Origin of the sequence: Bradyrhizobium pachyrhizi (assembly GCF_001189245.1) — a bacterium.
Taxonomy (GTDB): domain Bacteria; phylum Pseudomonadota; class Alphaproteobacteria; order Rhizobiales; family Xanthobacteraceae; genus Bradyrhizobium; species Bradyrhizobium pachyrhizi.
This window is the reverse complement of record NZ_LFIQ01000120.1, coordinates 137192-154785: the sequence shown is the minus strand read 5'-3', so window position 1 is coordinate 154785 and position 17594 is coordinate 137192. Positions and strand designations below refer to the sequence as shown.

At 66.1% G+C, this 17594-nt stretch carries 19 protein-coding genes; 9 read left to right on the top strand and 10 right to left on the bottom strand.

Annotated elements, in window-relative coordinates; translation table 11 throughout:
- Positions 1-25: 25 nt before the first annotated feature.
- Positions 26-559 carry a hypothetical protein gene (locus AKL29_RS37955; protein WP_050387698.1) on the bottom strand — a complete coding sequence of 178 codons (534 nt, stop codon included), beginning with the start codon at positions 557-559 and terminating at the stop codon, positions 26-28.
- Between AKL29_RS37955 and AKL29_RS37950 the strand changes: the two genes are divergently transcribed.
- Entirely contained in the window at positions 528-1511 is a 984-nt protein-coding gene (locus tag AKL29_RS37950; protein WP_244482644.1) for a hypothetical protein, read from the top strand. The two genes, AKL29_RS37955 and AKL29_RS37950, sit on opposite strands and share 32 nt — an antisense overlap.
- Positions 1512-1605: 94 nt before the next feature.
- Here the strand turns inward: AKL29_RS37950 and AKL29_RS43570 are convergent, their stop codons facing one another.
- The gene (locus tag AKL29_RS43570; RefSeq protein ID WP_016840407.1) at positions 1606-1752 is read right to left on the bottom strand and encodes a hypothetical protein; all 147 of its coding nucleotides are present in this window, start codon (positions 1750-1752) and stop codon (positions 1606-1608) included.
- Positions 1753-2121: 369 nt separating this feature from the next.
- On the opposite strand from AKL29_RS43570, the gene AKL29_RS37945 reads away from it, so the two are divergent.
- The 6 genes from AKL29_RS37945 (at position 2122) to AKL29_RS37920 (ending at position 8405) form a co-directional block, all read left to right on the top strand.
- Positions 2122-3039 (top strand): ABC transporter permease subunit, encoded by a 918-nt coding sequence (locus AKL29_RS37945; protein WP_028336793.1) that lies wholly within the window; start codon positions 2122-2124, stop codon positions 3037-3039.
- 10 nt (positions 3040-3049) lie between these two features.
- A complete protein-coding gene (gene livM, locus AKL29_RS37940; protein ID WP_028336792.1) occupies positions 3050-4375 on the top strand; it encodes a high-affinity branched-chain amino acid ABC transporter permease LivM in 1326 nt (441 codons plus the stop codon).
- Positions 4372-5205 (top strand): ABC transporter ATP-binding protein, encoded by an 834-nt coding sequence (locus AKL29_RS37935; protein WP_050387696.1) that lies wholly within the window; start codon positions 4372-4374, stop codon positions 5203-5205. Before livM ends, AKL29_RS37935 begins: the two co-directional genes overlap by 4 nt.
- The gene (locus tag AKL29_RS37930; RefSeq protein WP_018272406.1) at positions 5202-5951 is read left to right on the top strand and encodes an ABC transporter ATP-binding protein; all 750 of its coding nucleotides are present in this window, start codon (positions 5202-5204) and stop codon (positions 5949-5951) included. The genes AKL29_RS37935 and AKL29_RS37930 overlap by 4 nt, the downstream gene beginning before the upstream one ends.
- Positions 5952-6117: 166 nt before the next feature.
- Positions 6118-7236, top strand: a complete 1119-nt coding sequence (locus AKL29_RS37925; RefSeq protein ID WP_028336789.1) for a branched-chain amino acid ABC transporter substrate-binding protein — start codon at positions 6118-6120, stop codon at positions 7234-7236.
- A gap of 173 nt (positions 7237-7409) precedes the next feature.
- Positions 7410-8405: a P1 family peptidase gene (locus AKL29_RS37920; RefSeq protein WP_050387695.1), complete on the top strand. Its 996-nt coding sequence runs from the start codon at positions 7410-7412 to the stop codon at positions 8403-8405.
- A 102-nt stretch (positions 8406-8507) separates the two neighbouring features.
- On the opposite strand, the gene AKL29_RS37915 is transcribed toward AKL29_RS37920, so the two are convergent.
- Positions 8508-9305: an EF-hand domain-containing protein gene (locus tag AKL29_RS37915; protein ID WP_050387694.1), complete on the bottom strand. Its 798-nt coding sequence runs from the start codon at positions 9303-9305 to the stop codon at positions 8508-8510.
- 252 nt (positions 9306-9557) lie between these two features.
- On the opposite strand from AKL29_RS37915, the gene rpe reads away from it, so the two are divergent.
- Positions 9558-10259 carry a ribulose-phosphate 3-epimerase gene (rpe, locus tag AKL29_RS37910; protein ID WP_050387693.1) on the top strand — a complete coding sequence of 234 codons (702 nt, stop codon included), beginning with the start codon at positions 9558-9560 and terminating at the stop codon, positions 10257-10259.
- Positions 10260-10272: 13 nt separating this feature from the next.
- On the opposite strand, the gene AKL29_RS37905 is transcribed toward rpe, so the two are convergent.
- The 7 genes from AKL29_RS37905 to AKL29_RS37880 form a co-directional block, all read right to left on the bottom strand.
- On the bottom strand, positions 10273-11751 hold the full coding sequence (locus AKL29_RS37905) for a serine/threonine protein kinase (protein ID WP_050387692.1): 1479 nt from the start codon (positions 11749-11751) through the stop codon (positions 10273-10275).
- A gap of 5 nt (positions 11752-11756) precedes the next feature.
- A complete protein-coding gene (locus AKL29_RS37900; RefSeq protein WP_050387691.1) occupies positions 11757-12497 on the bottom strand; it encodes a metallophosphoesterase family protein in 741 nt (246 codons plus the stop codon).
- 108 nt (positions 12498-12605) lie between these two features.
- The gene (locus tag AKL29_RS37895) at positions 12606-13199 is read right to left on the bottom strand and encodes a TetR/AcrR family transcriptional regulator (protein WP_028336783.1); all 594 of its coding nucleotides are present in this window, start codon (positions 13197-13199) and stop codon (positions 12606-12608) included.
- Entirely contained in the window at positions 13196-13330 is a 135-nt protein-coding gene (locus tag AKL29_RS46395) for a hypothetical protein (RefSeq protein ID WP_016843141.1), read from the bottom strand. The genes AKL29_RS37895 and AKL29_RS46395 overlap by 4 nt, the downstream gene beginning before the upstream one ends.
- Positions 13331-13939: 609 nt before the next feature.
- Positions 13940-14548, bottom strand: coding sequence for a hypothetical protein (locus AKL29_RS37890; RefSeq protein ID WP_050387690.1), 609 nt, complete (start codon positions 14546-14548; stop codon positions 13940-13942).
- Positions 14541-15230, bottom strand: a complete 690-nt coding sequence (locus AKL29_RS37885) for a DUF2135 domain-containing protein (protein WP_050387689.1) — start codon at positions 15228-15230, stop codon at positions 14541-14543. The genes AKL29_RS37890 and AKL29_RS37885 overlap by 8 nt, the downstream gene beginning before the upstream one ends.
- Positions 15227-16009 carry a MotA/TolQ/ExbB proton channel family protein gene (locus AKL29_RS37880; RefSeq protein ID WP_050387688.1) on the bottom strand — a complete coding sequence of 261 codons (783 nt, stop codon included), beginning with the start codon at positions 16007-16009 and terminating at the stop codon, positions 15227-15229. The genes AKL29_RS37885 and AKL29_RS37880 overlap by 4 nt, the downstream gene beginning before the upstream one ends.
- A gap of 244 nt (positions 16010-16253) precedes the next feature.
- Here AKL29_RS37880 and AKL29_RS37875 point away from each other — a divergent pair.
- A partial coding sequence (locus AKL29_RS37875) for a histidine kinase (protein ID WP_050387712.1) occupies positions 16254-17594 on the top strand: 1341 nt, incomplete at its 3' end.

Here is a 17594-nt window from a genome sequence, read left to right as displayed (position 1 = left end):
AGGGAATCCCTAGAGTCCACACCGCCTAGGGCTGCTGAAGGGATAGCTGGCCTGCGGGCGTTTCGGTGGTCGTTGCTGCATTGGCAGATGCTTGAGCTCGCTTCGGCGCGGTCTCGAACAACATCACGATCGCGGTCCCGAGCAGCATCAGAAGCTCGGACGCATGCATGCGCATCGCTTCGACCTCGCCGACCTTGGAAGCCATCATCATGCTGGCGAAGCTCAGCACGCTGCCGAGGCAGAGCGCCACCGCAAGTGCCTCATCGGCGCCGCTGCTGTTCTTGCGCAGCGGCGAGAAGGCGGCCATCGCGAGGAAGACCGCGAAGAACGCCACCACGGTGATCCGCGCCAGCGCGAGCAGCCATGCGAGGCGCACCGTCGCCATCTTGCCGAGGTGCAGATAGTCGCTGGCATAGAACGCGATCGACACGCTCGGCCGCTCATAGAGGCCGTGGATCGGCGACACCATGATGCTGAAGGCGATGATGCTCCAGACCGGAATGAAATAGGCCGCAAGCAGCGCGCCGTTGAAGGAGCTGATCCGCCAGTTGTTCGACATTGCCGCTTCCCGTGCATCCGGCGCCTTTCAGACCGGCGACGGTTCAGGGCGCGAGCTAACGCCGATCAATTGCCGGCAGCAATTTAAACCCTTTGTTAAGGTTAAGCACGATGCGATGGTTCCGGATCGATGCGATCGGGCCCGGCCGGGATCTGCGCAAGATCGGCGCCGGCCGGGGATAAAGAGGGGTAAAATGACCGAAAGAACGCGCGTTTTCGTCGCAACGCCCTGCTACGGCGGCGATCTGAAGATGGCCTATGTGTTGTCCGCCCTGAAGCTTCAGGCTGCGGCCACGACCCGGGGCATCGACATCCAGTTCCATCTGATCGGAAACGAATCGCTGATCGTGCGCGCCCGGAATGAACTGGCCCACCAATTCCTTGCATCCGGCGCCAGCCATCTCCTGTTCATCGATGCCGATATCGGGTTCGAACCCGAGTCCGTCTTCCGGCTGCTGGATTGCGGCGCCGACGTTTCGGCCGCGGCCTATCCGCTCAAGCACATCGATTGGGCAAAGGTGCAGCGGGCCGCGGACGCCAAGCGCAAGAACCTCGCGTCATCCTCGCTCGACTATGTCGTCACATGGGAGGGCGACCAGATCACGGCGCGCGGCGACGGCTTCGCCAAGGTCCGCTATGCCGGAACCGGCTTTCTCATGATGAAGCGATCCGCCCTCGTCAGGCTGTGCGACGCCCACCCCGAACTCAAATATCGGGCGAACCACAAGTCCAACGACTTGAACACCGGCGACCTCGTGCGCGCCGACCTCGACCGCGTGTCGCTGTTCGAATGCATGATCGACAAGACGACCGGCGAGTATTTGTCCGAAGATTACGCGTTCTGCCGGCGCTGGATCGATCTCGGCGGCGAAATCTGGCTCGACCTTCGAAGCGAGCTTACGCATTTCGGTTCGTACGCCTTCCGCGGCCGCTTCGCCGACCAGTTGGCCTGAACAAGACAGCCCAAGCGAAAAAGGTTTCAGCCCGAACAAGGAAGGCCCCGCCTTTCGGCGAGGCCTCCCTGCGAGTTCGGCTCAATTGTCCGAATTAGCGCTCCGGATTGGGCTTCTGGCCCTGCCGGCCCGGATCCTGCTGTTGCTGGCCGGGCTTCTGGCCGCCGCCCTGCTGCTGCTGGCCGGGCTTCTGACTCGGGTTCTGGTTCGGCTGGCCCGGATTCTGATTTGGGTTGCTCATTCAGCTACTCCCTTTGCTTTCATGAAGCTGGGGACAACGCGCGCGTCGCAAGCGCAGTTGCTCGGGGAACACGGGTTCCGGCGTGATCATTGCAGGGCAAAGCCATGTCGGCCCTGTGACATCGGAACCGCATCCGCCAAACTAGTTATGTACAAGCCCTTTCTGCTACTGCCACGCTGTTGCCGCGGCCGGGGTTCCACTGTTAGAAAACGACACGACGCGACGGATCAGGCTGCCGGGGCCCTCGCCGCGTCACCCTCGGCCAAGCGTTTTCAAGCGAAGTGGGAACCGGTTCGCGTGAAGAAAGCGCGTCCAGATCAACACGAGAGCCTGGTCGGTTCTCAACCGAACGGGCTCTGACGGCAGCGCATGGATTATTTCGCCCAGCAACTGATCAACGGCCTCGTGCTCGGTTCGATCTACGGCCTGATCGCCATCGGCTACACGATGGTCTACGGCATCGTCGGCATGATCAACTTCGCGCATGGCGACATCTTCATGATCGGCGGCTTCATCGCGCTGATCTCGTTCCTGGTGCTGGTGTCGCTCGGCCTCACCGCGATCCCCCTGATCCTGCTGATCGTGCTGCTGGTCTCGATGGCGATCACCGCGCTCTATGGCTGGACCATCGAACGCATCGCCTACCGACCGTTAAGGCATTCGTTCCGCCTGGCGCCGATGCTGTCGGCGATCGGCATGTCGTTCGTGCTGACCAATTTCTCGCAGGTGTCGCAGGGCGCACGCGTCAAGCCGGTGCCGCCGATCATCACCGGCGGCTACACGCTGCATGAAGGCCCGGCGGGCTTCGCCGTGCAGCTCTCCAACATCCAGATCATGGTCGTGCTCGCCACCATCGTCGTGCTGGCGCTGTTCACGTGGCTGGTCTCGCGCACCCGGCTCGGACGCGACATGCGCGCCTGCGAGCAGGACCAGACCATGGCCGCGCTGCTCGGCGTCGACGTCGACCGCACCATCTCGATGACCTTCGTGATCGGCGCCGCGCTCGCCGCGGTCGCAGGCATGATGTATCTCTTGTATTACGGCCTGGTCGATTTCTTCATGGGCTTCGTCGCCGGCATCAAGGCGTTCACCGCCGCCGTGCTCGGCGGCATCGGCTCGCTGCCGGGCGCGATGCTCGGCGGGCTCGCGATCGGCCTGATCGAGACGTTCTGGTCGGCCTATTTCTCGGTGGAGTACAAGGACGTCGCCGCGTTCTCGATCCTGATCGTGGTGCTGATCTTCATGCCGACCGGCCTGCTCGGCCGTCCCGAAGTCGAAAAAGTCTGACAGGCACTTCGTGAGCGCGACCTCAGCCCGCCCCTCGCACGCCGCGCAGCCCTCGGGCAGCGCCTTCATTCTCAAGAAAGCCCTGATCAGCGCCCTTGTCGCGCTGGTGCTGTTCTCGCTGATGATCGGCATTCGCACCGAGGCCGGGCCGCAGGGCGGCCTGATCTACTGGACGCGGTTCGGCGACCTCGCGGCCCTCGTCGGCGCGGTGTTCGGCGGCAGCATCGTCGTCGAGCTGCTGCGGCAATGGTGGGGGCCGGTTGACAAGGACCGCGTCGTGCCGAAGCCGGTGCAATCGGCGATGTCGTTCGCCGGCCGCTGGCTGGCGCCGGCGCTGCTGGTGTTCACCTTCCTCGTGCCGGTCATCTTCTACAACCAGCGCTACATTCTCGACCTGTCGATCCTGGTCCTGACCTATGTGATGCTGGGATGGGGATTGAACGTCGTGGTCGGCCTCGCCGGCCTGCTCGACCTCGGCTATGTCGCCTTCTACGCGGTCGGCGCCTATTCCTACGCGTTGCTCGCGACCAATTTCGGATTGTCGTTCTGGGTCTGCCTGCCGCTTGCCGGCATCCTGGCGGCGTTCTGGGGCGTGCTGCTCGGCTTCCCGGTGCTGCGGCTGCGCGGCGACTATCTCGCGATCGTGACGCTCGCCTTCGGCGAGATCATCCGCCTCGTCATCATCAACTGGCAGAGCCTGACCGGCGGCCCCAACGGCGTCTCCGGAATTCCCCGCCCGACCATGTTCGGCATTCCGCTGACGGCGGGTGACGACGGGCTCGCCGCCAAGCTAGGCATCGAATTCTCGCCGACCCACCGCCTCGTCTTCCTGTTCTATCTGATCCTGGCGATGGCGCTGATCACCAACTGGGTGACGATCCGGCTGCGGCGGCTGCCGATCGGCCGCGCCTGGGAGGCGCTGCGCGAGGACGAGGTCGCCTGCCGCGCGCTCGGCATCAACACCACGACCACCAAGCTGACGGCGTTCGCGACCGGCGCGATGTTCGGCGGCCTCGCCGGTGCGTTCTTCGCCACGCGGCAGGGCTTCATCAGCCCGGAATCCTTCACCTTCCAGGAATCGGCGCTGGTGCTGGCGATCGTCGTGCTCGGCGGCATGGGCTCACAACTTGGCGTGGCGCTCGCCGCGCTGACCATGATCGGCGGCTTCGAGCTGTTCCGCGGCCTCGATCAATACCGCATGCTGGTGTTCGGCATGGCGATGGTGCTGCTGATGATCTGGCGGCCGCGCGGGCTGATCGGCCATCGCGCGCCGACCGTGTTCCTGGAACGCAACCAGGCGATCTCGTCCGACCTCGTCAAGGAGGGCCACGGATGAGCGGCGACCCGATCCTCACCGTCGACCGCCTGATGATGCGCTTCGGCGGCATCGTCGCGGTCAACGAGCTGTCCTTTGCCGCCGAGCGGCGCAAGATCACCGCGCTGATTGGGCCGAACGGCGCCGGCAAGACCACCGTCTTCAACTGCATCACCGGGTTCTACCGGCCGAGCGGTGGCGCGATCCGCCTCGCCCATGACGACGGCCGCACCATCCAGCTCGAGCGGCTGAACGATTTCCGCATCTCCAAGCAGGCCAAGGTGGCGCGCACCTTCCAGAACATCCGGCTGTTTCCCGGCATGACCGCGCTGGAAAATCTGATGGTCGCCCAGCACAACGCGCTGATGCGCGCCTCGGGCCTGACCCTGCTCGGGCTGCTCGGCCTGCCGTCCTGGCGCGAGGCCGAGCAGCGCGCCATCGATCTGGCGCGGACCTGGCTCACGCGCGTCGGCCTGCTCGACCGCGCCGACGATGCCGCGGGCAACCTGCCCTATGGCGACCAGCGCAGGCTCGAGATCGCGCGCGCGATGTGCACTGAACCTGTGCTGCTCTGTCTCGACGAGCCGGCGGCGGGTCTGAACGCGCGCGAGAGCGGCGGGCTCAACGAGCTGCTGCTGTCGATCCGCAACGAACAGGGCACCTCGATCCTCCTGATCGAGCACGACATGTCGGTGGTGATGGAGATCTCCGATCACGTCGTGGTCATGGATTACGGCGTCAAGATCGCCGAAGGCACGCCGCAGACGGTGCGCGACGACCCCAAGGTGATCGCCGCCTATCTCGGCGCAGACGAGGAAGAGGCGATCGCCGTGATGGAGAGCGGCACGTGAGCGCGGCACAGGCAACGACGCCCCTGCTCGCGGTGCGCGGCGTGCGCGCGGCGTATGGCAAGATCGAGGCGCTGAAGGGCGTCGATATCGAGATCAATCGCGGGGAGATCGTCGCCCTGATCGGCGCCAACGGCGCCGGCAAGTCGACGCTGATGATGACGATTTTCGGCAGGCCGCGTGCCCGCGCCGGCGCCATCGAGTTCGACGGCCGTGACATCACCGGCGTGCCGACCCACGAGATCGCGCGGCTGCGGATCGCACAATCGCCGGAGGGCCGGCGGATCTTTCCGCGCATGAGCGTCGCGGAAAACCTGCAGATGGGCGCCGATGCCACCGAATGCAGCGAGGCCGAGCGCGCAGCCGGGCTGGAGCGGGTGTTCGCGCTGTTCCCGCGCCTGAAGGAACGCGTCGCACAGCGCGGCGGCACGCTGTCGGGCGGCGAGCAGCAGATGCTGGCGATCGGCCGCGCCCTGATGAGCCGGCCGCGGCTGCTGATGCTGGACGAGCCCTCGCTCGGGCTCGCGCCGCTGATCGCGCGCCAGATCTTCGACGCCATCCGCACGCTGAACCGGCAGGACGGCCTCACCGTGCTGATCGTGGAGCAGAACGCCAACCATGCGCTGAAGCTCGCCCATCGCGGCTATGTCATGGTCAACGGGCTGATCACGCTGGCCGGAACCGGCGCCGAATTGCTGCAGCGCCCGGAAATCCGCGCCGCCTATCTGGAAGGCGGCCGCCGCGGCTAGCTTGACGTTCCGTGCCGCCCCCGCAAGCAAGACGCGGCGGATGCAACGTCGATTTGCCTGAAAATTGCCGGTGACTTCGCCGCGAAATCAGCTGAGAATGCGCGCGGTTTTGGGGCCCGGCGTGCCGGGCCCTTCCGCAAGAGGCAACGACCACGAGGGACGTCTCATGAAATCACTGAAGCTGATCGGCCTGGCACTTGGCGCTTCGTTCGCATTATCGGCGAGCGCGTTCGCGCAAGACATCACCATCGCCGTCGCGGGCCCGATGACGGGCTCCGAATCCGCTTTCGGCCGGCAGATGAAGAACGGCGCCGAGCAGGCGGTCGCCGACATCAACGCCGCCGGCGGCGTGCTCGGCAAGAAGCTCGCGCTGGAAGCCGACGACGACGCCTGCGATCCGAAGCAGGCACGCTCGATCGCGGAAAAGATCGGCTCTTCGAAGATCCCGTTCGTGGCCGGCCATTTCTGCTCGTCGTCCTCGATCCCGGCCTCCGAGGCCTATGCCGACGCCAACGTGCTGCAGATCACCCCGGCCTCGACCAACCCGCTGTTCACCGAGCGCAAGCTCTGGAACGTGGCGCGCGTCTGCGGCCGTGACGACCAGCAGGGCCTGGTCGCCGCCGATTACATCATGAAGAACTACAAGGGCAAGAACGTCGCGATCCTGAACGACAAGACCACCTACGGCAAAGGCCTCGCCGACGAGACCAAGAAGGCGCTGAACAAGGCCGGCTTCCAGGAGAAGATGTTCGAGTCCTACAACAAGGGCGACAAGGACTTCAACTCGATCGTCTCGCGCCTGAAGCGCGACAACATCGATCTGGTCTATGTCGGCGGCTACCACCAGGAAGCCGGCCTGATCCTGCGCCAGATGCGCGACCAGGGCCTGCAGACCGTGCTGATGGCCGGCGACGCCATGAACGACAAGGAGTTCGCCTCGATCACCGGCCCCGCCGCCGAAGGCACGCTGTTCACCTTCGGTCCCGACCCGCGCAACAAGCCGACCGCGAAGGCGATCGTCGAGAAGTTCAAGGCCAAGAACATCGACCCCGAGGGCTACACGCTCTACACCTACGCCGCGATGCAGGTCTGGACCCAGGCCGTCGCCAAGGCCGGCTCGACCGACGCCAAGAAGGTGATGGACGCCATCAAGGCCGGCGAGTGGGACACCGTGCTCGGCAAGATGGCCTTCGACGCCAAGGGCGACATCAAGGCGATCGACTACGTGGTCTACAAGTGGGACGCCAAGGGCAACTACACCGAGATCAATCCGAAGGGCTCCTGAGCCTCTCGCGCGTCTGATCAGAGATACGAGAACGCCCCGGTCCGCCGGGGCGTTTTTTTGACCTGATGCCTGCAAGTCTTACCGCACGTCTCCGCCCGCCCGTGCCCGACGGTTGATGCATCCGTCGCGGCTGCTATACCGGATCGATCGGACAGCAGGCGGATGGACCCATCGTGAAAAACCTTCTCACCGATATTGTCGGCGTTGCCGTCGGCCATGCCGACGATCCAACGGTCGCCTCCGGCGTCACCGCCATCCTGTTCGAGCGGCCGGCGGTCGCCTCGATCGATGTCCGCGGCGGCGGTCCCGGCACCCGCGAGGAAGCGCTGCTTTCGCCGCACAACGTCGTCGAGGCAATCGACGCCATCGCGCTGTCCGGCGGCTCGGCGCACGGGCTCGATGCCGCCGGCGGCGTGCAGGCCTGGCTCGCCGAGCGCGGCCGCGGCTTCCGCATCCGCGACGCGGTGATCCCGATCGTGCCGGGCGCGATCTGCTTCGACCTGCTCAACGGCGGCAACAAGGCGTGGGGACGCTTCCCGCCCTATCGCGACCTCGGCTACGCTGCGGCCAATGCCGCGTCCGATGACTTCGAGCTCGGCAGCGTGGGCGCCGGCATGGGCGCGACCACGGCCAACCTGAAGGGCGGCCTCGGCTCGGCGTCGGCACTAACCGATGACGGCGTGACGGTCGCGGCGCTCGCGGTGGTCAACGCGGTCGGCAGCGTCACGGTCGGCAGCGGCCCCTGTTTCTGGGCGGCGCCGTTCGAGGTCGGCCGCGAGTTCGGCGGGCGCGGCCTGCCGCCCTCGTTCACGGCAGACATGCTGAAGGCGCGGCTGAAGGGCGGCGCGGACGCCAGCGCCGCCGAGAACACCACCCTCGTCGTGGTGGTGACCGATGCGCAGCTGACGAAGCCGCAGGCGCGGCGGCTTGCGATGATCGCGCAGACCGGCATGGCGCGCGCGATCTATCCGGTGCACGCCCCGCTCGACGGCGACGTGGTGTTTGCCGCCGCGACCGGCGCCAAGCCGATCGATCCGCTGTTCGGCCTCACCAGGCTCGGCGCGCTCGCCGCCAACACGGTGGCGCGCGCCATCGCCCGCGGCGTCCATTCGGCGACCGCGCTGCCATTCGTCGGCGCGCTGCCGAGCTGGCGGGACAGATTCGGTTAGTTCGAGTTGAAGCGACGCGCTCGCGGAGACTCTCCCTCGCCCGGAACGCGGAGCGAGGCGAAGCAGACGCAGCCTGCGCTATTCGATGCCCAGTGTGTCGAGCTACGCGCTGACAGAAATCGCAGCGAAGTCCTGCGCCGAGATCGCCTTCGCCTGGCGCTGGATCAGCTGCTCGACGATATTGTAGGACGAGGCCGCGTTGAGGGTCGCGGAGGACGCGGCCGGCGTCGTCATCGACACCTTCGAGCCGTCGGCGTAGGTCGTCGTCGTGGTGGTCGAGCCGTCGCTGTTGGTCACCGACGTCGAGGTCGCGCCGTCCAGCGCCTGCATCAAGGGATCGGAGCTCGATCCGCCCGCGCCGCTGCCGGAGCCGGATCCATCGGTCGAGCCGCTGGCCATGTGATGGCGATGATGGCCACCGCCCTTGTGGCCCTGCAAGGCCTGGGACATCTCGTCGAGGCTGACGTTACCGTCGCCGTTGCTGTCGAGCTTGGAGAACACGTCGTCGGCCTGCGCCGTGTTGGTGCCGCCGGCGCCAAGCGCGTTCTCGAATTCGGACTGGGTGATCTTGCCGTTGCCGTCGGCATCGATCTGCGAGAACAGGTCCTTGAGCGCATCCGACCGGCTGGCCGCCGTCGGGCTGTTTGAAACCGCGGTCTGCGACTGGCTTTGCGCGGAAATCAGCGCGCCCATCGTCAGCGGCGAAATCTGCGGAGAGCCGCTGCCCGAGCCGGTGCCTGTGCTGCTGCCGGTCGACGTCGATGTACCGGTCGAAGGGGCGAACAGGCCGGTGGTCTGGCTCCCCTGACTGGAGCTGCCGGTCCGGGTCGTCGACTTCGACGACATCAGCGAGCTCAAGAGGTCAATGGCCGACGACGCAGCGCCAAGGGCGAACAGCATGGCAATACTCCAACAGGGCCGCGCCTGGCGGCTCAAACGCTGGTCAGTGGCTGAGCAAAGGGCGTGCCATGGCAAAAACCCAGCAAAACCAGGCGTTCCCGCATCGAAGCGGGTTCCGCGCGCCCGGCAAGAGCTGCCGCCGGCGGAAGAATTTTCCGGTCGCGGAGCGCCGTCCGCTCGCATTGCCCGCCACGCGTCCGCATGTTAGGCGGACTCACCCGTCGCCCCCTGAAGTGTTCCGGAACAGCTGACATGACTCAGTCATTCACCCCTCGTCCCCTCGTTATCGCTCCATCGATCCTGGCGTCGGATTTCTCAAAGCTCGGCGAGGAGGTCCGCGCCGTCGACCAGGCCGGCGCCGACTGGATCCATCTCGACGTGATGGACGGACACTTTGTGCCGAACATCTCCTACGGCCCCGACGTCATCAAGGCGATGCGGCCGCACACCAAGAAGATCTTCGACGCCCATCTGATGATCTCGCCCTGCGATCCCTACCTGGAGGCGTTCGCCAAGGCGGGCTGCGACCACATCACGGTGCATGCCGAGGCCGGCCCGCATGTGCACCGCTCGCTGCAGGCGATCCGCGCGCTCGGCAAGAAGGCCGGCGTCTCGCTCAATCCGGCAACGCCGGCAAGCGCGATCGAATATGTGCTCGACCTGATCGACCTCGTGCTTGTCATGTCGGTCAATCCCGGCTTCGGCGGCCAGGCCTTCATCCGCTCGGCGATCGGCAAGATCAGCGATGTCAGGGCGATGGTCGCGGGCCGCCCGATCGACATCGAGGTCGACGGCGGCGTTGCGTCCGACGTCGCGGGCCAGCTCGCGGCCGCCGGCGCCAACGCCTTTGTCGCGGGGTCCGCCGTGTTCAAGGGCGGCACCGTCGAGGCCTACAAGACCAACATCGCCGCGATCCGCCATGCGGCAGCCGAGGCTCGCGGCGAGGCGATCTGATGAGCCGGGGGAGCTAGAACACTACCGGCGGCGTGGCCGCGGCGTTCGCCGCTTGCTCCGCCGCCTCATCGCCCTCGCCGCCGTCCGCTTGCGACGCCAGCCGCGACGGCCGCACCACGGTCACCGTGCACGGCGCTTCCCCCGCGACCCTGGCGGACACGCTGCCGAGCAGCGCGCGCCGCAGCGAGTTCTGCCGCGCGCCGATGATGATGTGATCGACCAGATTGAGCGCGGCGAATTCCAGGATCGCGGCGGCGGGATCGATCGCCTCCAGCACATGCACGGTCAGCCGCCCTTCCTCGAGCCCGAACGGCCGCGCCCAGTGCTGCAGCGCCACCAGGCGGTCGACATGCTTGTTCTGGCCCTGCTCATCATGGGTGCGGTCGATCGCCAGGCGATTGAGCTTGAGCACGTTCACGCAGGCGAGTCGCGCCGACGGCGAGGTCGACAGCACGCGCTCGGCGGTGACGCGGATGGTGTCGTTCAGTGCCTCGGCACCCTCGCCGATATCGAGCGCGACGGCCATGATCGGGCTCGAGGCGAGCTGGGCCGCGACATCAGACTTCGGTCGCGGCGGCACCGCGCCGAGATTGAAGCGGCGGCGCCAGACCGTGGTGAGCGGGTCGCGGCTCAGCCGCTGCGCCCGCGCCGTCAGCTTCACCTGATCGGGATGGCCGAGATCGAATGCAAGCTGCGCCGCGGTCGGATAGCGCGCCACGGGGTCGATCTCCAGGCAGCGCAGCACGATCTCCTGCAGCCATAGCGGATAGTCTGGCTTCAGCTCGCGCGGCGGATAGGGATCGCGCCACAGCCGCCGACGCATGCCGCGCAGGCTTTCGGTCTCGCCGAACGGACGGACGCCGGTGGTGAAGAAATAGAGCAGCACGCCGAGCGAAAACAGATCGCTGCGCGGATCGTCGCGTACGCCGAGCAGGCGCTCCGGGGCCATGTAGGGCGCGGTGCCGTAAGGCAGCCGAAACTCCTCCTGCAACAGATCGGGCAGATGTCGGTGATGCGAGAGGCCGAAATCGATCAGCACCGCCTCGCCGCGCGCGCGGAACATGATGCTGCTCGGCTTGATGTCGTGATGGATGACGTTCTGCCGGTGCAGGCTGGCGAGCGCGGTGGCGACCTTGCCGCCGATCACCCTCACCTCCTCATACGGCATCGGCAGCTCGCCGAGCCGCTTGTAGAGCGTCTGCCCGGGGATGCGCTCCATCACCACATAGGCCTGGCGTTCGAAGTCGCCGGTGCCGAAACAGGCCGGCACGTGCGGCCCAGACAGCCGCGGCAGGATCATCTGCTCCATCTCGAAGCTGACGATCGCGGCCGGATCCTCGCCCTCCGAGGTGAGCGGCACTTTCATCAGCAGCGGCACGGTGATGCCGGGATGGGTGACGCTCCACAGCGTTGCCATGCCGCCGCGGTGCACGCGTTCGCCGATGGTGAAGCCATCGATCTCGGCGCCCGCCTGCATCGCCAGCGTCGCCATCGGCGTCACCGGCCGAGCGGCAGGCGGTCGGCGAGCCAGTGCGGCAGGCCGTTCGCCTTGATCCGCGCCGCCGCGGTTGCGACGTCGTAGGGCACGCGATGAAAGGTGATCTCGCGGCTTACGGTGTCGAACATCGCAAACGACGCCGCGGGATCGCCGTCGCGCGGCTGGCCGACCGAGCCGAGCACGGCAAGCCAGCGCCGCCCCGGCAGCAACTGAACGGCGATGCCCGAGGTCGGAACGAAGCTCGTCATCTTGGCGGTCGAGGACATCGAATAGAGGCCGGGACGATGGATGTGGCCGCAGAACGTGATCTGCAGCCCGGTTGCCATCATGCTGCGCGCGGCGTCGGCGGTGTCGCGGACATAGCGCCACTTCGTGGGCTCCGAAGCTTCGGAGTGCACGTAGAGCCGATTGTCCTCCTCCCGCGACATCGGAAGCTCGGCGAGGAACTGCTTCTGCTCGCCGCTGAGCCGGCCGCGGGTCCAGTCGATCGCGGCCTGCGCCTCGGCATTCATGCTGTCGCTCGGCACGCCGATCGCATTGTCATGATTGCCGCGCACCGCGACCGCGCCCTTCGCGACCAGGTCCATCACCGTATCGACGGCCCATTCGGGATCGGCGCCGTAGCCGACGATATCGCCGAGGCAGTTCAGCCGCTCGGCGCCGCGCGCACGCGCAGCGTCGAGGCAGGCGGCGAAGGCCTGCCGGTTGGCGTGAATATCGGCGAACAGTGCAAGCCGCATCGTGGTTCGCGTTGCTGATCCCTGTCCGATATCAAGCACACGCGGCCCCGGGCTCGCAATCGGGCCAAAGGCATCAGGTGGTCAGAGGGATGTCGGCAGAAAGCTCGGCTAGGGCTTGCAGACCCGCAGGCCCTTCAACAGCAGGGCCAGCAGCGCATCGATCCGCCCCGGGCATTCCGGCTTGGCCCATTCCTCGGCATGCGCCGGGTGATGGTAGCGGACGGTGGCGTCGAACACGGCACGCGCGGTCGCCTTCACATTGTCGATCTCGAACACGCCCTGCGCGACACCGTCGGACAGGATTTTCGCGATCAGGTCGACCTGCTTGTCCTTATAGGCTTCCACCACCTCGCGCGCGTCCTGCGCCAGCGCCAGGTAGGTCGCGAACATCTCGGGATCGTCACAGACCTTCTTCTGCTTGATCGTGAAGGCGGTGCGCAGCCATTGCTCCAGCCGCTCCGGCGCCGGGCCGTCGCCGGCTGCGATCTTGCACAGCGGCTCATTGGCGCGGTCGAGCCAGCGCTTGGCGACGGCATCGCGCAACGAGGCCTTGCTGGGGAAGTGACGGTAGACGCTGCCGTGGCTGACATCCAGCGCACGGGCAACGTCGACAACGGTGGCCTTGGTCAACCCGAAGCGCCTCAAGACATCCTCAGTTGCCTCAAGGATCCGCTCGGGTGTCAAAACCACCGCCTCGTTCATGCGTTTACCGTCTGGTTATCGCTGTCCTGCCCGCGGGTGAACTTGGCGGCCTGGGCGGCCAAGTGGCGGGCGACACGAAGATTGAGCCACTGTTGGATCTGGGCGGTCAATTGAAAGATTTCTATGGTCATGGAGGTAGTCCTTCGAGGTAGTCAAATTAAGTCCGGCTCCCCGGCCAAACGCCGGAATAGCTACTGGGCGCCCTCCTCCCTTGGGCTGGTGAGTATATACACCATCCCGCTGACAGATTTCAATATCTGTCAGACAATATTTTGTGAAATGACAGCTGCCCCCCTCGGAAAGCCCCGGCCTACAACGTTCCGTGAGCAGCCGGGGCGATCTGCCAAGCCGCGCCTATGTCTCGCTCGGGGCTACCTGGGAGAGACTTGCATGGACCGGCCAATGACCTTGAAGGAGATCGCGAAGATCACCGCGGGCGCGGTGGTCTCGCTCGTCATTGTCGGGTGGCTGATGGTTCTTGCGATCGCATTCCTGACGGTGCTGTGAGCCCGCCTCACCGCGCCGGCCCCTCGCCGGGCCTTGGCGCCGGAATCGAAAGGGGCCGCTTCACGCAGCGGCCCCTTTGCCGGGAAAATGTCTTGGGGATAAAATCTAGCCCCGGTTACCCCCAAGACTACACGCTTCGGGGAATTGAGGAATTCCGGATGATTACTGTCCATTTCGCTGACTGATTATTGCCGATCCCTATTTTTGTGCCATCCTCCCGGGTAGGCATCCGGCTATCGCTGCTCGTCCTTGGGCGGCATCCGGGGCGGTGGCAGTGGCGTGAACACCGACCCTTGCGCGCCGGCCGGCGGAGCCACGAACGTCCCCGTAGTGGAATCGCCGCCCGTCGTCTCCACGATCGTCTTCGGCGTGATGTACTCCCTGACGAAGTCCATGATGGTGCCGTCGCCACCGCCGAAATCCGCTGCCCGTCCGCCCTGCGGATGCCCGGCCTTGATCTCGTTCTCGGCGGTGTGGGTCTGCTCGGCCATTGCGTCGCTATAAGGAATGCGGAAAGCGCGCGGGATCGCGCTCGGCCTGTTGTCCTCGTCAAGCTCCTCGACCCAGAGATAGATCGAGCCCGGGTCGCCCTCCAGCGAATGCGGCTCCACGATCCGCGTCGACAGCAGCTTGAAGTTCGCCGGCAATCTTTCCGCGGACGCCCAGCCGAGCAGACCGCGCATGCCGCCGAAGCTGACGAAGTAGAAGGCGCTGGTCACGACGATGACGACAGCCTTCAGCGACCAGTGCAGCCGCGCATAGACCAGCACGATCAACAGCAGCGCACCGACCACGGCGTATGCGACCGCAAGCGTGAGGATCACCGACTGCAAGCTAATCATTGCGGAGCACCCTGACGCCGGATTTCGGGACGCCGGTGTTCGGATCGAGGTCGCCGCCGTTGCGCCAGCCGCTGCGGAAGGTCTCGAGCAGCGATTTCGGCCGCCGGTCGACGTTGATCACCTTGCCCTCGGCATCGAGACGAAACCTGACCGCGGTCTTCTCGTCGCCGGTGTGATCGACGGTCAGCTTGTCGTCGAAGATCACCTGCGCCGTCGGATTGAGCTTCTGCACCTTCACATTGGCCTGCACCGGCTGGCCGGTCGTCGCCTGGAAATGCGAGACGTTGACGGTGTATTCGCCGGCGACGACGCCGCGCAGCGTGACAATCTCCTCGCGGATCGGGGAAGCGATCTTCTTGCCGTTGACGATGATGAAGTCGTTGGCGCCGCCGCGGTCGTCGCGGTCGAGGGTCAGGAAGCCGGCCTCGCGATGCCGGTACCAGGCGATGTTGCCGGCCGGATCCTGCACGAACAGGTCGAGATCGTCAGGATGGTTGTCCGGCCAGTCCATCGTGATGATGAACTCAGCCTTGGATTCGATCTTGCCTTCCTTGGAGTCCGGTGACACCGCGAGCAGCGCCAGGAAGAACAGGAAGGCGATGACCTGCAGCGCCTTGAACAGCATGACACCAAGGGGATCGAATGGCTCCTCGCGCGGATAGAGCCCGAACTCATCCATCATGACGGCGTACCAAGGCGACGTTCCAGGGCCGGCGTGACGTGCGTCTCGGTGAGCACGACGGCGTCGGAAAACACCCGCTGGGTCGCGGAATCCAGTATGTAGTACTGGATCCGGACCAGGATCGATCCGATCAGCCCGGCCAGCGTCGTGTACATCGCGACCGCCATGCCGTCGCTCATCAGGCCCATCGACGATTTCATCGCGACCTTGTCGGCGGCATCCAGCGAAGCGATCGGCGCCAGCATGATGATGAAGCCGATGATGGTGCCGAGCAGGCCGAGCTTCATCAGCGTGTCGGAGACGAAGGCGCCGAAGCCGTTGGACCCGCGCAGCCGGTCCGCCAGCGTGCGCAGCAGCAGGGTCTGGTCGATGCGGCCCTTGGCCTGCGCCTCGGCCTTCTGCACCAGGCTTTTGATGTGATCGGTGACGAGCCCGCCGGGCAGGCCGCGCGCATCTGATGCAAGCGCCCCTGATGCAAGGATCTTGGCGCCATCGGGCGCGGCGAGGATGGTGCGGCAGGAGCGCGCCACCTCGCCTTCCCGCGCGATCGCCCGCGTCCGCCAGAAGCAATGAATGCAGGTGACGATGTAGAGGACGGCGATGACGCTGGAAATGTAGGTGCGGTCGGAACTGATCATGAGGCGGATCAGCCCGTAGCGCCACAGCAGGAAGGCGGCGAACACCGAAAGGCCGGTGAAGATCATCCAGAGCAGCAGGGCGCTGCGCTCCGCCGCGTCCGTGCCGGCCGATGCGGCCGCGACGTCGACCTTGGCATCCATGCTGCGTGAGCTCCCTGTGTTCCACGAGGCTCCGTGCGGGCCTCACTTTCCGTTAGAGCAGAGCCGGCCTGCGCCGTCCAAAGACATCTGCCCAGATTTCGTCGGGCAAATTTCCCGACCTGCACAGCCTCGCATGCTTGCGATTGGCGGGGAACAGCGGTGCTGTTAGCATCGCACCTCTCGTTTGAGCATGACCAGCCGCTTCTCTCCGTTCCGGATCATGCTCTGGCCGTGGAGTGATCGCATGCGCCTCGTGCTTCAACTGGTCGCCCGCCTGCTCGTGATCGTCGCGTTATGCCTCGGCGCAGCCACCGTCTGGGCCACGATCGACGCCTATCGCAGCGTCGATCGTGCCACGCAGGCGTCCGCCGAGCGGGTTTCGCAATCGCTCGAAGCGCTGTACTGGCGCGAATTGCTGCTGCGCAGCAACCGGATGCGCGAGCAATTGCTGCCGGCACCGGACTGGCGCACCATCGAAACCATGGGCCTGATTGCGCCGGGGATCTGCGTGCAGTTCGAACCGGCCGGCGCCTTCGAGAAGCCGCTCTGCGGCCAGAGCAAGGGGATCGGCAAGGCGCCGCCGCGCTGGTTCGCGGCCGCTGTGCAGATGGTGCTCGGCGATCACGCCACCGTGGAGCGGCCGATCAGCGCCCGCGCCGCGACCGCGGGAACCGTCCGCGCCATCGCCGATCCGGACGCAGCGATCGCGCTCGCCTGGCAGCACATTCTCGACAACATCCATGTCGCGCTGTTGATGGCGCTCGCCATCGCGCTGCTCGCTTCGCTTGCGATCGCGCACACGCTGGCACCCGCCCACTCGATCGTGTCGGCGCTGCGGCGGATGGCCGACGGCGAGTACCGCACGCCACTGCCGCGCGTCCGCTCGATGGAGCTCGCGATGATCGGGCGCGCCGTCAGCGATCTCGGCGACCGCCTCGCGCTTGCCGAGGAGGAACGCACGGTGCTGACCAGGCGGCTGCTCGAGATTCGCAACGACGAACGCCGCACGCTGGCGCGCGAGCTGCACGATGAGTTCGGCCAGAATCTCACCGCGATCCTCGCCTTCGCCAACACGATCGAGGCAAGCGCCGGGGACAAGTACGCCGCCGGCACCGAAATTGCGCAGGACGCGCGGATGATCTCGCAGGCGACGCGCCGCATCATGGCGTGCCTGCGCGATACGTTGAACCGGCTGCGCCATCCGCCGGCTGAAGAGCTCGGGCTGGAGGCAAGCCTGGTCGATCTCGTCGACAGCTGGCGGTCGCGCACGGCGCAGCCGATGATCCAGCTCGATCTGCAGGGCGACCTTGCCGACATCAGCGGCACGGTCGCCGCCACCGCCTATCGCGTCGCGCAGGAGTGCCTGACCAATGCGCTGCGCCACAGCTCGGCGCGCGAGATCGTGCTGCGGATCGAGCGGCGGACCGGCAGCGAGAACGCCCTGCTGGTGCGCGTCGAGGACGATGGCGGCGGCGATGCGGCCAAGGTGGCGCAATCTGCGGGCTTCGGCCTCACCGGCGTCAGCGAGCGCGTCACAGCCCTCGGCGGCTCGCTGTCGATCGAGCGCGCCAGCCGCGGCCTGTCG

Bases quoted from the DNA above. Each gene is read 5' to 3' on its own strand.
- AKL29_RS37955 (WP_050387698.1), bottom strand. From the start codon at position 559: ATGTCGAACAACTGGCGGATCAGCTCCTTCAACGGCGCGCTGCTTGCG.
- AKL29_RS43570 (WP_016840407.1), bottom strand. From the start codon at position 1,752: ATGAGCAACCCAAATCAGAATCCGGGCCAGCCGAACCAGAACCCGAGT.
- AKL29_RS37945 (WP_028336793.1), top strand. From the start codon at position 2,122: ATGGATTATTTCGCCCAGCAACTGATCAACGGCCTCGTGCTCGGTTCG.
- AKL29_RS37935 (WP_050387696.1), top strand. From the start codon at position 4,372: ATGAGCGGCGACCCGATCCTCACCGTCGACCGCCTGATGATGCGCTTC.
- AKL29_RS37925 (WP_028336789.1), top strand. From the start codon at position 6,118: ATGAAATCACTGAAGCTGATCGGCCTGGCACTTGGCGCTTCGTTCGCA.
- AKL29_RS37915 (WP_050387694.1), bottom strand. From the start codon at position 9,305: ATGCTGTTCGCCCTTGGCGCTGCGTCGTCGGCCATTGACCTCTTGAGC.
- rpe (WP_050387693.1), top strand. From the start codon at position 9,558: ATGACTCAGTCATTCACCCCTCGTCCCCTCGTTATCGCTCCATCGATC.
- AKL29_RS37905 (WP_050387692.1), bottom strand. From the start codon at position 11,751: ATGGCGACGCTGGCGATGCAGGCGGGCGCCGAGATCGATGGCTTCACC.
- AKL29_RS37900 (WP_050387691.1), bottom strand. From the start codon at position 12,497: ATGCGGCTTGCACTGTTCGCCGATATTCACGCCAACCGGCAGGCCTTC.
- AKL29_RS37895 (WP_028336783.1), bottom strand. From the start codon at position 13,199: ATGAACGAGGCGGTGGTTTTGACACCCGAGCGGATCCTTGAGGCAACT.
- AKL29_RS46395 (WP_016843141.1), bottom strand. From the start codon at position 13,330: ATGACCATAGAAATCTTTCAATTGACCGCCCAGATCCAACAGTGGCTC.
- AKL29_RS37890 (WP_050387690.1), bottom strand. From the start codon at position 14,548: ATGATTAGCTTGCAGTCGGTGATCCTCACGCTTGCGGTCGCATACGCC.
- AKL29_RS37885 (WP_050387689.1), bottom strand. From the start codon at position 15,230: ATGATGGATGAGTTCGGGCTCTATCCGCGCGAGGAGCCATTCGATCCC.
- AKL29_RS37880 (WP_050387688.1), bottom strand. From the start codon at position 16,009: ATGGATGCCAAGGTCGACGTCGCGGCCGCATCGGCCGGCACGGACGCG.